The organism is Algoriphagus taiwanensis (assembly GCF_036245645.1).
GTDB lineage: Bacteria > Bacteroidota > Bacteroidia > Cytophagales > Cyclobacteriaceae > Algoriphagus > Algoriphagus taiwanensis.
The window spans coordinates 82,637-97,644 of record NZ_BTPE01000015.1 but is presented as its reverse complement, the minus strand read 5'-3'; the positions used below and the strand labels follow the sequence as shown (position 1 = coordinate 97,644).

The 15,008-nt window shown below is 42.8% G+C and carries 14 protein-coding genes and 1 rRNA gene; 1 reads left to right on the top strand and 14 read right to left on the bottom strand.

The window, feature by feature from the left end:
• The 6 genes from AAA938_RS17705 to rpmH all read right to left on the bottom strand — a co-directional run.
• Positions 1–262, bottom strand: a 16S ribosomal RNA gene (locus AAA938_RS17705); the annotation flags it as partial.
• Between the two features lie 341 nt (positions 263–603).
• Positions 604–1,113: a DUF2480 family protein gene (locus AAA938_RS17700; RefSeq protein WP_338230092.1), complete on the bottom strand. Its 510-nt coding sequence runs from the start codon at positions 1,111–1,113 to the stop codon at positions 604–606.
• The gene (gene tsaB, locus AAA938_RS17695) at positions 1,110–1,799 is read right to left on the bottom strand and encodes a tRNA (adenosine(37)-N6)-threonylcarbamoyltransferase complex dimerization subunit type 1 TsaB (RefSeq protein ID WP_338230091.1); all 690 of its coding nucleotides are present in this window, start codon (positions 1,797–1,799) and stop codon (positions 1,110–1,112) included. Before tsaB ends, AAA938_RS17700 begins: the two co-directional genes overlap by 4 nt.
• Before the next feature lies 1 nt (position 1,800).
• Entirely contained in the window at positions 1,801–3,462 is a 1,662-nt protein-coding gene (locus tag AAA938_RS17690; RefSeq protein ID WP_338230090.1) for a S41 family peptidase, read from the bottom strand.
• Positions 3,452–3,838 (bottom strand): ribonuclease P protein component, encoded by a 387-nt coding sequence (gene rnpA, locus AAA938_RS17685; protein ID WP_338230089.1) that lies wholly within the window; start codon positions 3,836–3,838, stop codon positions 3,452–3,454. Before rnpA ends, AAA938_RS17690 begins: the two co-directional genes overlap by 11 nt.
• 48 nt (positions 3,839–3,886) lie before the next feature.
• Positions 3,887–4,045 carry a 50S ribosomal protein L34 gene (gene rpmH, locus AAA938_RS17680; RefSeq protein ID WP_082792274.1) on the bottom strand — a complete coding sequence of 53 codons (159 nt, stop codon included), beginning with the start codon at positions 4,043–4,045 and terminating at the stop codon, positions 3,887–3,889.
• Positions 4,046–4,182: 137 nt separating this feature from the next.
• On the opposite strand from rpmH, the gene AAA938_RS17675 reads away from it, so the two are divergent.
• Positions 4,183–5,832, top strand: a complete 1,650-nt coding sequence (locus AAA938_RS17675) for a M61 family metallopeptidase (RefSeq protein WP_338230088.1) — start codon at positions 4,183–4,185, stop codon at positions 5,830–5,832.
• 53 nt (positions 5,833–5,885) lie between these two features.
• Here AAA938_RS17675 and AAA938_RS17670 read toward each other — a convergent pair whose 3' ends face one another.
• From AAA938_RS17670 to AAA938_RS17635, 8 genes are all read right to left on the bottom strand, one after another.
• Positions 5,886–6,614, bottom strand: coding sequence for a LolA-like protein (locus AAA938_RS17670; protein ID WP_338230087.1), 729 nt, complete (start codon positions 6,612–6,614; stop codon positions 5,886–5,888).
• A 60-nt stretch (positions 6,615–6,674) separates the two neighbouring features.
• Positions 6,675–8,720, bottom strand: coding sequence for a M16 family metallopeptidase (locus tag AAA938_RS17665; protein ID WP_338230086.1), 2,046 nt, complete (start codon positions 8,718–8,720; stop codon positions 6,675–6,677).
• Between the two features lie 29 nt (positions 8,721–8,749).
• On the bottom strand, positions 8,750–10,081 hold the full coding sequence (locus tag AAA938_RS17660; protein ID WP_338230085.1) for a M16 family metallopeptidase: 1,332 nt from the start codon (positions 10,079–10,081) through the stop codon (positions 8,750–8,752).
• Between the two features lie 195 nt (positions 10,082–10,276).
• On the bottom strand, positions 10,277–11,272 hold the full coding sequence (locus AAA938_RS17655; RefSeq protein WP_338230084.1) for an adenosine kinase: 996 nt from the start codon (positions 11,270–11,272) through the stop codon (positions 10,277–10,279).
• Positions 11,273–11,426: 154 nt separating this feature from the next.
• Positions 11,427–12,590, bottom strand: a complete 1,164-nt coding sequence (locus AAA938_RS17650) for a hypothetical protein (protein WP_338230083.1) — start codon at positions 12,588–12,590, stop codon at positions 11,427–11,429.
• 10 nt (positions 12,591–12,600) lie between these two features.
• Complete coding sequence (locus AAA938_RS17645) at positions 12,601–12,762, bottom strand: hypothetical protein (RefSeq protein ID WP_338230082.1); 162 nt, start codon at positions 12,760–12,762, stop codon at positions 12,601–12,603.
• 93 nt (positions 12,763–12,855) lie between these two features.
• Entirely contained in the window at positions 12,856–13,401 is a 546-nt protein-coding gene (locus AAA938_RS17640; RefSeq protein WP_338230081.1) for an REP-associated tyrosine transposase, read from the bottom strand.
• A 226-nt stretch (positions 13,402–13,627) separates the two neighbouring features.
• The gene (locus tag AAA938_RS17635) at positions 13,628–14,914 is read right to left on the bottom strand and encodes a toxin-antitoxin system YwqK family antitoxin (RefSeq protein ID WP_338230080.1); all 1,287 of its coding nucleotides are present in this window, start codon (positions 14,912–14,914) and stop codon (positions 13,628–13,630) included.
• Between the last annotated feature and the right edge of the window lie 94 nt (positions 14,915–15,008).

The window sequence follows — 15,008 nt, the reverse complement described above, 5'->3', positions numbered from 1 at the left end:
TTACCCCACCAACTAGCTAATCAGACGCATGCCCATCCTTTACCGATAAATCTTTAACCATTCTCAGATGCCCTCAAATGGTGCCATGGGGTATTAATCCAGATTTCTCCGGGCTATCCCCCTGTAAAGGGTAGGTTGCATACGCGTTACGCACCCGTGCGCCGCTCTCATTAAAGCATTGCTACCTCAACTGCCGCTCGACTTGCATGTATTAGGCCTGCCGCTAGCGTTCATCCTGAGCCAGGATCAAACTCTCCATTGTAAATTGTCTTAGTCTATTTTCCCGATGCCTAAAGCATAGACATCAGGATGACTTGCTCATCAGATTTTTTTCGCCTTACATCACTTCAATGAACTTGTTTCTTGCCTTTGCAAGAACTGGTTGAGACCCTTGTCCCAAAAGCGAGTGCAAATATCGCGTTTTGTTTTTTAATTCAAAAACTCAAAACTCGATTTTTTGAAAAATTTTTGCTCTCAATTTTCTTTCGTCCGAGACATCTTCTCAAACGGGAGTGCAAACATAGAAGAGTGGAATAGAATACGCAAACGTTTTGAAAATAATTTTCCTCAACAAGGGCTAATTGAGACTTTTCTTCTTCTGAATCAGCCCCTTTTATTTTTTACCAATGGGACTGTACTGCATGGCTCGCCAAACATCAGGCTCTTTGCCCGACCCTGAAGAAGAGAAATCAATCTACCATAAGCAAAAAGTGGAATCGAAACTTTGGAACAACCTTTAATAACAACTGGACGGCCTTGAAACTTTTCCAAGTCCAATCCTGAAAGAGAAAGTTCAGCAATGTGCTGCTCCAATTGAGAGCGATCCCCAATTACATACCCTTTTGAAATCCCTTCCAAATAGGTGCAAACCAACATAAAGGCCCAGGTGGGAATAATCGCATCTGCAGTACAAGTCACTGCTACCCACTTATCGGCATAATCAGCCCAATTGAATGTCTTCAACTGCTCTCTAAAATCCTTCTCCTTCAAAATCAATTCCTGAAACAAGAAAGGCTTCAGATCAAAAATGGCCCTTTCCTCCTGAGGATAGAATTCTTCCATATCCAATGAAATAATAGGACTGGAAGCAACTCTATTGACTATCTCGCTCATAAGTTTAATAACGGGTTTTTCTTGGGATGAAGAGCTTTAAACTCTTTCAAGTAATTGGGCACGAAATAAGCCAAGTCCTCCATTTCATTTTTTAACCATTTGGAATAGGCCAAACCACCCAAGTGACTGGCAGAAAAGCCTATGGAATCTAAGAATTCAGCATTGGGGTGATGGATCACGGTTTTCAGCTTTTCCAGCGCATCCCCGAGAAAATAAACCCTGCCACTTTCCAAAAAGTTCTTAAAGGATTCCTCATTTAAAACTTCCGAATCCAATGGAATCAAGGAGTTCAAACTCGAATCAAATGCCTCATAATAAATCTCCATTCTTCTGGCATCCATAATCGGCAATACGACTTCCCCTTCCTCAGCCAAAACTGCAGAAGCCAATGCCTTAAGCGTATTGATCCCGATCAGTGGCTTATCCAAGCCATAGGCTAAACCTTTGGCAGTGGACACTCCAATACGCAAGCCAGTGTAGGATCCGGGGCCTTCAGAAACGGCTATAGCATCCAATTCAGAATAATCCATGCCAGACTCCATAAGAACATGGTCAATCAATAGCATCAACTTTTGAGCATGAGCGCCCTGTTCACTGACCTCTGCCAAAGAAATTAATTCCCCGTTAGCATGAATGGCCACTGAGCAAACCGAGGTAGCCGTTTCTATGGAAAGGATTTTAGCCATTTTACTTCCTAGAAGCAGTCAAAACTGAAGTGATTTTACCCGGAGAATCAAAATAAGACTTTGCCAAGGAAATAGCCGGGTCACCTTCAAGACTGGCAGCGATCATCCCTTCTTGGAAATAATAACGGGATACAATCTCTTCTCTCAGGATTTTCCTGATTTCGCTCTTATGCGTATTAAGATCATTTTCCTTGCTGTGATTTACCTTGTTTTTAATGGCATCAAGCTGTCCTTCAATCTCCTGGAAGTATTCCTCTTTTTTCAAGTAATCTTCCAAGTCCTGAAGAGACTTCTCTGTGTAGGTGGTGTAATCGTAATCCTTCCCATCCAGAAACTTTTTAAAGTCCTCGTAATCCTGATCAGAAATCTGAAATTCGGAAGGATTTGAAATGGAAGGGTGGGAGTAAAAATACTGAGTGGCAAAATCGAAAATATGATTCCCAGCAACCAAGGTATAGGAGATCGGAGCATATCGAACTTCCTCCACAGGCTCATCCGGTTCAATCCCGGCACCATCCAGCACTACCCTACCATTGGCTGTTCGAAACTCCTTTCTCAAAGAATCAGGCACAGTGGTCAATGATCCGTTTTCTCTGGACTGCGCATAGTCTATCGCCTGAATGCATCGTCCGCTTGGGATATAGTATTTTGCTGTAGTGATTTTTGCTTGGGCATTGTAGGTTAAAGGAATGGTCGTCTGAACCAAGCCCTTCCCAAAAGACCGTCGCCCCAATAAAACAGCCCGATCGTAATCCTGAAGGGCTCCAGCTACAATTTCTGCCGCAGAAGCGCTTCTTTCATTGATTAAGACAACCAAAGGAATGTCTTTATCCACAGGGGTTTTAGTGGTTTTGTAAGTAAAATTCACATTCTGAAGTTTACCAATTGTCTTCACCACTTCCTTTCCCTTAGGAATGAAAAGGTTGACAATTTCCACTGCTTCATTCAAAAGCCCGCCTGGATTGTCCCTCACATCCAAAATGAGCCTGCTAATCCCTTGGGATTTGAGGTCCACCAGCGCATTTCGGACTTCGGCGGAGGCATTGGTGGTAAAGTCCCCCAACTTGATATAGCCTGTCTGTTCATTGAGCTTTCCGTAATAGGGGACATTCTTGAGAGAAATCTTCTTTCGAATCAAGGAAAACTCCAACGTGTCCTGATCTCTTTTCACCACAACCTTAACGGGTGTATTAGCAGGACCTTTCAGCAATTCAGAGACTTGGGAGGTTGGTTTTGAAGAGACATCCACACTGTCGATTTTCAAAATCATATCTGCGATCTTGAGGCCAGTGCTTTGGGCAGGAAAGCCTGTATAAGGCATAAGGATCATATTTCCTCCCCCTCTGTTTCCAATCAAAGCTCCAATCCCACCATATTCTCCGGTAGTGAGCATACGAAAATCATCAGACTCCTCTTCAGGGATATATTCTGTGTAGGGGTCCAACTCCTCCAGCATGGCGTTTATCCCCACTGAAACCAGCTGGTCCGGATCAATTTCATCAACATAATAAGAATCCAATTCACGAATAAGGGTGGCGAAAATGTCTATGTTTTTAGCCAAAGCAAAAAGCTTGTCATTCTTCACTTGAAACGCCAAGGTCATGGACAGGACAAGGATGACTATACTTCCTACGAAAAAGGGCTTTCTTAATTTAGTGTTCATCAGCATTGGATTTAGGGGATTTTTCCTTTTGCAACTTTTCCAAAGAGGCAATCATTTTGGCTTCAAATTCAGAGTAGTTCATCTCAGGATTGCCAACAAATATAAAGCCGAGCACTATCCCTTCAGGGGATAATTTATGCTTATTTAACCGATAGGCCTCCCTGATTTTTCTTTTTACCCGATTTCTATCGACGGCCTTTTTAAGCTTCTTCTTCGAGACTGAGATAAGAATTTGATTCACCTCTCCTTCCCTTTTCTCTTTGGCAAGGAAAACAACTTTGAAGGGGTACAAAAAAAAAGAGGAACCTTCGTTAAAAAGTTCCTTGATTAGTTTGTCGGCATTCAGCCGTTCGCTTTTGGGAAGTCTAAAATTCATCGCAAGGACTTGAATCGCATGTGAACATACGAAAATCAATGCAGAGAATTATTTCTTCAGCGTCTTTTCGTCAGACACGGTCAATTTATGTCTGCCTTTTGCTCTTCTGGCTCTCAATACTCTTCTACCATTTGCAGTAGCCATTCTTTCTCTGAAGCCATGCTTGTTTTTTCTTTTTCTGCGAGAAGGCTGGAATGTTCTTTTCATGATCGAATATCTTTATGTCTGTTGCTCTCAGGACTTCCTTTTCAGTATTTCCTCCAAAAAGGACTGCAAAGATATGTACCATTTTTTGAAATGCAAACTAGCCCTCTACATTTGTTTTGAATATCAATGACAAACTCATGATCCAATTTCACTTTTCCTGCCCTAATCCTGCTAGCCAGTTTGTAGAAATCACGATGAGCATTAGCCCAATGCCAGGTCAAAAAACAACATTACAGCTACCTGCATGGCGTGCCGGAAGATATCAGATCGCAGATTACGCACAAAATATCCGGGGCTTTAAAGTATGGAATCAGGATGGAAAGCCCCTTGCATTTAAAAAATTTAATAAAAACGTCTGGGAAATTGATCCTGTCTCAGACGGCCCGATCTCCGTTTCCTATTGTTATTGGGCAGGAAAAATGGACGCCGGAAATTCATGGGCGGATGATGAACAAGTCTATATAAACTTCGTCAACTGCTGCTTTGAGGTTTTGGGACAAAGCGATCAAGAAATCCAAGTTTCTTGGGATTTTCCCAGCTTACCCGATCAAGTCAGTACACTTCTGGAGGTAAATGGACCCAAAGCAAAGGCTCTGAACTTTCAAATGCTCGCTGACTCGACCTTGCTGGCGGCAAAAACCCTGACTCATTGGACATATTTTTCAGGAAATACGCAATTCAATATTTGGATCAAAGGTGAAGTTTTCTTCGATCAGCCGAGTTTCATGAAGTCCTTTCAGGCCTTTTCTCAAAAACTCATCGAGGATTTTGGGGAGTTTCCCGAAAAAGAATACCACTTTATTTTCCAATTGCTGCGCTATCCCCATTATCATGGAGTAGAACACAGAAGGGGCACAGTAATCACCTTTGGACCTGCGGAAAGTCTTAAGGAACCCGAACAAATGGAGGAATTGCTTGGGGTGAGTTGTCATGAACTCTACCATGCCTGGAATGTATGCAGAATCCGACCCGAGGAACTTCTGCCTTATGATTTTTCAAAAGAGACCTACACCCAAGTTGGTTTGGTATTGGAGGGAGTCACTACTTATATGGGGGATCTTTACCTGCTAAAATCAGGTGTTTATTCCCCAGAAACCTATTTGAGACATTTTGGAAAAGTCATTCAAAGAGAAGCTGATTCCTTTGGATGGCAGAATTACAGCATTCTTGAGTCTTCCTTCGACCTATGGCTCGACGGATATCAGCCCGGGATTCCCAATAGAAAAGTGAACATCTATACCCGTGGAGCAATCCTTGCTTTTTGCTTGGATGTAATGCTTCTCGAAAGTGGAAGTTCTTTAGCTGAAGTCATGAAATCCATGTGGGAAGCTTTTGGTAAACCCAATCAAGGGTATCAATTGAAAGATTTCAAAACCAGGATTACTCAAGCAATGAATTCAGAAAAGGTTATCGAAAGCTTTTTTTCTGATTTTGTCGAAGGCTATGAAGACCTCTTCCCGGTTTTAGAGAAAAAGCTAAGCCAATTAGGCATTGGTCTTCGTCCTTCTTTTACAGATGATATGCTGCTTCATCAAGTCGGGATTCGCAGCACCTCCACAGGAAAAGTGCAACAAATTCATCTCGAATCCCAAGCTTATGAAAAAGTGATGATCAATGATCAGATCGTAGAAGACCACCTGATTTCTCCAGAAATTATAAAGCTAAAAATCAACCGTAACAACAGAATTCTGGAGGTGGAACTGAACATGATGAGCAACCGGTATTTTCCGATTAATACGCTTGTGCTATCCAGGGAAACTGAACTTTATCAGCGATGGAGTAAATAAAAAAGCCTCCTTCAAACCCAATTTCGAAGGAGGCTTATTTCTATAAAATCAGATTATTGAAAATCCGAATCTGTCAAAGCAGTATTGAACTCAATGGATTTGATTTTTGCCTCCATGGGGACTGGTAGCATGGGATTCTTGATACTCAGAGTCATTGGGAAAAGGATTCCATCAACTTCTTGGTAATCGGAATAGTTAATTTCCCCTGTAGCATCACTGCTGGTTCTCACCTTCAGTCCTGTAGCTACGGAATAGTACTCTTTGGTAAGAATTCCTACCGGCGCGGTGATATCCAATACGTGAACATCCTCCCCGTCAATTTGCTCCACGCCTGCATAGGCCAAAGTAAATCCCATCTCTTCGTATCGCTCCTCAGGAAAGACAAAAGTCTGAGGCTTCAGCATTGCGGCTGTTTCATCAGGCAATTCCTGAACCTGTCCGCCAGCCATAACCTGAGCTTTGCCATTGACAAACATGGTCTTTTGAAGCACATTTCCACCCATGGAGGTCGTCTGGATCATTCTGCTGTTTTCTGCATCTGCGATAGAGCTGAGTTCCAAAACCTGTCCCTGAATACTGGCCTCCATGACCATTTTTGCATTCTTAATTGCATTTACCTTGTCTTTCCCCCCTACAGCTTTGATGTAATTTGCAATTACAGTAGCCGGGTCGTTTTCTACCACTGAAAACTCGGTAGAATTCTTGGGGGTTTCCAATGCAAGGGCGCCTGAAAAAGAGGCTAAGCCTAAAGCTGCCGAGAGGATTAAATATTTAAATTTCATAAAGGTTTAATTTTTTTGAAAAATAGAAAAAGGAATGGCGAAAACCGCCATTCCCGTAGATTATTTAATATCCTCGTCAGACACCGGTACATTGAGCTCCATGCTCGTAACTTTTGCCTCAAGAGGAACAGGTATCATTGGCGATTTGATGGTCCAAGTCATTGGAAGCAAGACTCCTTCTTTTTCCTGATAATCTGAATAGAAAGTGTCTCCTGATGCAGGATTTTCATACTTGATTTTCAAGCCTGAGTCCTGGGCATAGTAATTCGTCAACTTGGCCCCGCTTGGTGCTGCAATGATCACCTTGTAGGCTGGAGTTCCATCCACGTCTTTCAATCCATCCAATGTAAGCGTATATCCATTTTTCTCATATACCGCTTCAGGGAACAGATAGGAATTCAATTTCGCCTCTGCCAACTGAGCTTCATTCATTGGGATAACCTGACCTTGTACCTCCATCGAACCACTACCGTCTGAAAGCGCAGTTTTCTGCATCACATTACCAGCCACGGAAGTCTTTTGCCCGTATCTGCCTCCTTGAGAATCATAAACAAAGGCAATGGACAAAGCAGTCCCCATGACATTCGCATCCATGGAGATTTTAGCGGTCTGGATTGCAAGTACTTTTTCCTTACCTCCAATGGCATTGAGGTAGTTATCGATCACCTGCTCTGCGGTCATAGAAGCATCTGCCTCCAGTTTTTTGGCAGGCTGACCCATGTTGTCATATTCGATGACTTCTCCAAACTGGGCTAGTTTTTCTTTGATTTCAGACCCATTTCCTACCGTAGTGATGATGAACTTATCCGGCTCGATCAAGCGCTTGGCTGTCGCGTTGATGTCCTCTACTGTGTAGGAGTTTAGTTTTTGGAGATAAGTGGCATAATAATCTTTTGGCAAATTGAATCGCTCAATATTCAAGGCAAAATTGGCTACGGTGCTTGGCTGCTCCAGAGATCGGCCAAAACTTCCGGACAATTCTGCTTTTGCCTTATCCAATTCCTCCTGAGTTACCCCGTTTTCAACCAAATTCCTGATTTCGTAGATAAACTCGTAAACAGCGGAATCGGTCACTTCTGTACGGACAGAAGCACTCGCAGAGATAGTAGCTACCAACTTATCAGCACCGATGGAAGAGTAAGCTCCATAGGTGTAGCCTTTATCTTCACGCAAATTCATAAACAATCTGGAAGCAGAACCTCCACCCAAAATCTGATTTAACAATCGGCTGGTGATGTAGTCTTCGTCACCCACTTTCATTTCTACTGGTTGGGTCACATTGATTACAGACTGTACAGATGAACTTCTGTCCACCAAGGCTACGGCTTGCTTAGCAGCACGCTCAGGCATAGGATAAGTGAAAGTAGGAACCTCTCCTTTTTGCCACTTTCCAAAGTACTGATTGACCACTTTTTCCGCCTCTGCCTTGGTCATGTCTCCCACGATCGCCAAATAGGCAATATTCGGCTTGAAGTAGGTCTGGTAGTAGGCTTTGACATCTGCTACCTCAATATTATTGATCGTTGCCTCGGACTCAGTCTCCCCGTAAGGATGATTTGGTCCGTACAAAACTGCTCTTGAAAGTCTACCTGAAATCGCATTCGGATTGTCTTTGCTTTGAGCCAAACCAGTCAGAGTCTGCTTCTTCAACTTATCCAATTCCTCCTGAGGGAAAACAGGGTTATATAGAATATCAGCCATCAGTTCCAAGGTCTTGTCCTGATGCTTTTTCAAAGAAGAAGCAAACATAGAAGTAGAGGAAGCCCCGATGCTTGCCCCGATAAAATCAATTTCTTCATCCAGCTGATCCTTGGTTCTATTGGTAGTGCCTCCCATCATCATATCCCCAACAAATCCGGTCAGTCCAGCCTTATCTCCTTCCAAAATAGGATCTCTTTCCAATACCAAAGTGAAGGACACCCGAGGGAGCTTATTGTTGTTTACCACAAATACCTTAAGCCCATTTGGCAGGGAAAAGGTCTCTGCATCCTTGATTTGGATTTCTGGTGCAGGACCGGATGCAGGCAATTGACTTCTGTCTACCTGGGCAAAAGCCGCGACAGCAGAGATCAAACTCAATACAAATACTATTGCTAATTTTTTCATTTCTTCAGATGATTGATAAGGTCAAACAATTATTCAGTAGCAGGCTGGGCAGATTTAGGAAGGTAATAAAGCACTACTCTTCCATTTAGATCCAAGTATTCCTTTGCTACCCGCTGGATATCGGCTTTGGTTACTTGGGAGTACTTGTCCATCACCTGATTGATATAATTAGTGTCCCCATAGATTACTTTTGCTTCAGCCAGATTTTCCGCAACACCGGCTACTGTTGAGTTGCCACTTACAATGGCATTCTCCATTTGGTTTTTCAGCTTTTCAAATTCCTGATCTGAAATACCTTGTTCCTGTACTTGCTGAATCAGCTTATCCACTTCCGCTTCCAAGGCTTGTGGTTCCACACCCATATTGGTAATACCATACATAATGAAGATCCCTCCGTCTTCCAATTCCAATGGGATGGCAGCGAGTGCCAGTGCCTTCTGCTGCTTATCTACCAATTCCTTGGTCATCAAAGAGGAATTGCCTCCTGTCAGGTAGGTAGAAAGCATAGAAAGTGCATAGCTATCTGGGTGATTTCTTGGAGGCAAGTTGTAAGCCTGAATCACCGCAGGGATTTGAATATTATCGTAGATGACATCCCGGATTTCGGCAGTTTTCTTTGGCTCGGTTACATTAGGACGATAAATCTCCTTCGTTCCTTTGGGAATCTCAGAGAAGTACTTTCTTACCAAATCTTCAGTAGTCTTATAATCGATGTCTCCTGCAATGGTCAATGTGGCATTGTTTGGCACATAGAAGTCCTTGTAAAACTGCTGGAATTCCTCGATCGTAGCCGCATTGAGGTGATCCATAGAGCCGATTGGAGCCCACTGATAGGGATGAACGGAATAGGCGCGAACCAAAGTCTCAGGAAGAATGGTCCCGTAAGGCTGGTTTTCATACCGCTGTCTTCTTTCCTCCTTCACCACTTCCCGCTGCGTCTCTACTCCGGTGATGTCCACCTTGGAGTGGAGCATACGCTCGCTTTCCATGTATAGGGCAAGTTCCAACTCATTAGAGGGAAGTAGCTCATAATAATAGGTGATGTCATTGGAGGTGTAGGCGTTGAGCGTTCCTCCTCTGCTTTGGATGATGTTCATGTATTGACCGCGGTCAATGTTTTCTGAACCTTCAAACATCAAGTGCTCAAAGAAGTGGGCAAAGCCTGTTCTCTCGGGATTCTCGTTTTTTGATCCCACATGGTATAAAACAGAGGTGACTACGATAGGTGTAGTATTATCCTGATGCATGATTACATGCAAGCCGTTGTCCAAGGTGAATTCCTTGAACTCAATTTTGTTTTGGGCAAAAGAGGAGAGTGAAATCACCCCCATGAATAGCCCGAGTAGGGTAGTTTTCTTCATGATAAAAAGAATGAATAGGGTTTCTAGTTGGAATATTACTGAATTAATTGGTTTTTGTTTGAAAAGCCAGATGACTTTAATGTGATGAGTGGACAATTTTCACTTCTTTTTGGGAAAATAGTGCGATAAATCCATCGATGAAGAAAAAAACGGACAAACGAAGAGGTTGCCTTTTGGGGACAACCTCTGCATAAATCATGGATTCAATCTTGCCAAGATATCTTTTGCCTGATGCCATTGCAGCCTAGGCCCAAACTGGCTTACAATCTGCGAACTTGCCATGGAAGCCAATTTGCCACTGGAAGCATAGCTATGTCCATTGGTAATGCCATAGAGAAATGCACCAGCAAACATATCGCCTGCTCCATTGCTATCGATGGCCGTAGTTTTGTAGGGTTCGATATCGATGAAGGTATCTCCGTCAAAAATCATCGCCCCGTTTTTCCCTTGCGTGATGACAAAGTGCTTAGCAGCCTTTTTCATTTCCTCGCGAGCCTCGAGCAAGTTGTCCTTGCCAGTGTATAACATGGCTTCTTCCTCATTGGCAAAAAGCAAGTCCACGCTAGGACCGATCACATCATCAAAATTGGACTTAAAATACTTCACCATGGCCGGGTCGGAAAAAGTCAAAGCAACTTTCGTCCCTGCTTCTTCAGCCGCCTTTTTCGCATGAAGCATGGCTTCTTTGCCATTCGGTGAGGTCACGAGATAGCCTTCGATAAAGAGGTACTTGGAATCTTTGATTGCTGATTCATGGATATCCTTCACGGAAAAATTTTGGGTAATCCCTAAAAAGGTATTCATGGTGCGCTCAGAATCCTCCGTCACCATTACTAGACATTTGCCAGTCACCCCATTTTCCAAACGCTCAGGAACCAAGGCAATATCTACTCCCGAATCATTCAAGTCCTTCAGATAAAAATGGCCCAATTCATCATCAGCAACTCGAAAGCAATAGAATGATTTTCCACCAAACTGACTCACCGCCACGATGGTATTTGCAGCGGAACCTCCGGCTTGTTTTTTGGCTTCTGCGGTATTGATCACTCCCATCAGGGAGTTTTGGCGCTCTTCGTCGACTAGGGTCATCAAGCCTTTTTCTACCCCGTTTTCGAGGAAAAACTGATCAGTTACTTTGAACTCGATATCAACTAAGGCATTTCCTATGCCGGTTACGTCGTATTTTTTCATGTTTAGGATTGTAAAATTGAAATATTGGAAAATTGGACTGAGATCAATCTGTTACTTCACCATTCGAAATTCGACATTGATCCTAGATAAACTCAATTAGGGAGAATCAGGTTTGGAGTTCGAATTTGCGTCGTAAATCGTCATTCATAAATCGTCAATCGAAAATAGGATGTCTCTCGAACGGTTTTTCCCGATCAAACAGATAGCGATAGGTATGGTGAGTCTTGTAAATTGTCGCCAACAGCTGTTCGCACACCCGCATCATTTTGGGATTGAAGTCCCCGATCCAGTTCATCTCGATAGTTTTATAGGGAAAAGAAGACTTTCCGCTCATTTGGTCATAGCTGATGATCATGGCGCTTTCCACACCCTTGCCCTGATGCTCAGGTATTACGCCAAACACCAAGCCGAGCATTTTATTAGGCGGAGAAAAGGTTTTGTACCAAAGAAACTTCAACTTTCCTATCAGGTCCATTTTCCCATTCACATGCTTGAATATCTGGTTGATTTCAGGGATTTGGATGAAAAAACCAACTGGGTCACCTTTGTGAAAGGCAAAGTAAATCAAACGTGGATCGATGATCGGCTTCATTTTGCCAAACATCAGCTGGGCTTCTTTCAAGGCCATGGACTTGCCCATGTGGCGAGCCCAGGCTTTGTTGTACACGGTCATAAAGTACTCCGGTGCTTTTTCCTGGAGCTCCTTGCCTTTGATGTATCGAAAGGAATAGTCCGGGTTAGCCATAATGGTATTGGCACGCTGGATCATTTTTTCATCAAAGCCCAAATCCTGAACCGGACGCATGTAGGTGAATTGCTTGAAGTAAAGTTTGAATCCGTAGTTTTCGAAGAATTTCTGGTAATAACCAAAATTCCAAGGCATGTTGTAATTGGGCTCGGAAAACCCATCCACGAGCAAACCCCACCACTTGTCCCGCTCGCCAAAATTAATCGGACCGTCCATGGCTTCCATGCCTTCGCTTTGGAGCCAGGCTTTTGCGGTATCGAAAAGCAAAAAAGCCGCTTCCTGATTGTCGATGCATTCGAAGAAGCCTACACCTCCTGTGGGTTGCTTTTCCTTCATCTTGGGATTGATAAATGCTGCGATTCTGCCGATGGTTAGGCCTTTTTCATCTTGCAGAAGCCATCTTTTGGCTTTGGCTCCGTTTCGGAAGAGCTTATTGGTCTCGGGGTGAAAAAGCCCCTCGATGTCTTTATCGAGCGGTCGGATCCAGTTTTTTTCATTTTGGTAAAGCCTCACCGCCATCTCGATAAACTCTTTTTGATGGGCAGGAGTGGTGACTTCGATCAGCTTCATTCGGAGGATTTTAGTCGGCTAAATTAGGGGATGCGAGGCAAAGGGCAAAAAGTAAGTACAGGGCGATATTGTCCTGCTTCTCCAGAAGCTGGACTTGAAAAGGATGCTGCTGTCCTGCTTCTCCAGAAGCTGGACTTGAAAAGGGTACTATTGTCCTGCTTCTCCGGAACATGGATTTATTAATTGGCTTCCTGAGTGCTGCTTTCGGAAAAGCAGCACAACCCAGATGGTTATCCTACTTCTCCAGAATCAGGATTTTCTGATTTCAATAAAGCTCGATTTTCACCAAACCTTTCCTACCCGCATAATCTCTCGCAGAGCTAAACCAATATTCTTCTGCTTCCTCTACGATCATAGCCTCAACTGGATTTTGATGGATATAATGAAGTTTCTGCTGAAAAAAATCTGAAGACTCTACCGAAATAGCATGAAGACCATCCTTCCAAAACTTGTAATTCTTAATTCTTGCCTGAGTCTCACCCCTATTTCTAAAAAAATCAATCATCCATTTAGCTCTTGATTCGATGCTCTCTTTTTCAAGGCTTTCAAGAATTCTTTTGGCTGTAAATTTCTTGAAATCCTGAATGGTATCAGAAAGTCTGAATGCTTCCTTGGATCTGCACAGCAGATGCAGATGATTTGACATCAAACACCAACCATAAATCTCTAAACCTTTTCGATCAACACAAAAATTCAGTGAGTCGACTATTTCAAGCTTATATTCTTTGCGGGTAAAAACATCGATCCAACCCTCAATAGTCAAGGTCAAAAAGTAGATGGCATGTTGATCAGAAACTTGAAATGGCTTCATGATTTTTAAAAAATTTTGATTGAAATTAGGAAAAATACTGCTTTCGGAAAAGCAGCATAACGAACGTCTCAAAACAAAAATGCTGCTTCTGGAGAAGCAGCATAACAAAAAGCTGAAACTATTTATCCATCCCAGAGGCTCTTCTTTCAGCAAAGCCTAAATATGTAAATAAAAAATGCCACCTCTCTGAGGTGGCATAATTTTCTTTGTTCTATTTGATGTTGCTTCAGAATGTAAAGGGATTTGGACTCGTAAACCGCACTAAAAAATCCAAATCGTTGGTTGAAGTAGGCTCTGATGGATTTTTCCTTCGAAAATGATCTACATTACTCATAGAGGGATTTTTTATGTTATTCTCCGTCTGGGCTAGAGCGGTTCCTCCAGATTCAAAATTCTCTTCTCCCAGGGATTCCCCATCAAATCCAAAATATCTCCAAGTACCTACCTTTTCCCCTGAGCTATAAGAGCCCCTACTCGCGACCACCGTACTTTTGGGATAATAAGTGTACCAAACTCCAGTTCGGCTACCTTTGAGATAGCGGCCGTTCTCAAGAATATCCCCTTCTCGATTATAAATCAGCCTTTTGCCTGTTCCATTGACTAGTTTGCCAGCATCAAGTACTTTGCCGTCTATGGTCTTAAACTCACTGAAAGAGACCAGTTGATCTGATTCAAACTTTTCCTCCTGAAAAATGAACCCATTCTCATCGACAACCTTCCAAACTCCCTCTTTTCTTCCCTCTTTATATTCACCCACTCGGTAAAAGCCCTGCACTTCCCGGATTTGCTCTTTCCAAAATCCAACTCGAATCCCTTCTTGGAATTGGCCTTTACTAATCAAGTCGCCCAGATTGTCAAAATTTTCCCAACCTCCATTTAGTTCACCGTTTGCAAATGCAGCAATAATTTCAGGTTGACCATCTTCGTGGAATCGCATGTAGGGTCCGTGCTCTTGATCATTCTGATATTCTACTGATTTTTGAAGGTTCCCATTAGGAAAAAAGGCCTTATAGGTCCCGTAAAGGAGGTTATTGGAGTAACTGTACTCGGATTTCTTGGCGCCATTCCTGTAATACGAATTCCATTCGCCTACTTTCAAACCATCTTTGTAACGACCGGAAAGAAGAACATCACCAGTAATACTGAATTCGAAAAAATCTCCGTTTAGCTTTCCTTCGGAAAAATTCACCAGCTTTTTGAGCTGACCGTTTGAGTAAAACTCCTCCATTAGTCCATCCGGCTGATTGTCTTTGAAAACAATCTGAAAGACTGGCATCGATAAATCAAACGTCTCTTCAATCTCCACTCCTCTTACTGCATCCAGACTCTCTTGCGGAGCACTGAGCTCATTTACCCGCTTATAAATTTTCCAGGTTCCGGACTTCTTCCCTTCTTCAATTGGACCAACACCAACCAGATTGGTATTTCCAAAATAGAAGTATACCTGACTGTCATTTTCAGGTGCATACTGAGTTAGACTCAGCCCAAGCAGGATAATCAATAACGATTTCATAAATATTGATTTAGTGAAGTTTAGAAGAAAACCTTGTGTTTTCTAAAGCTATCAACGACCTCACTTCCTAATAGTTTAATACAATTTTCTAATG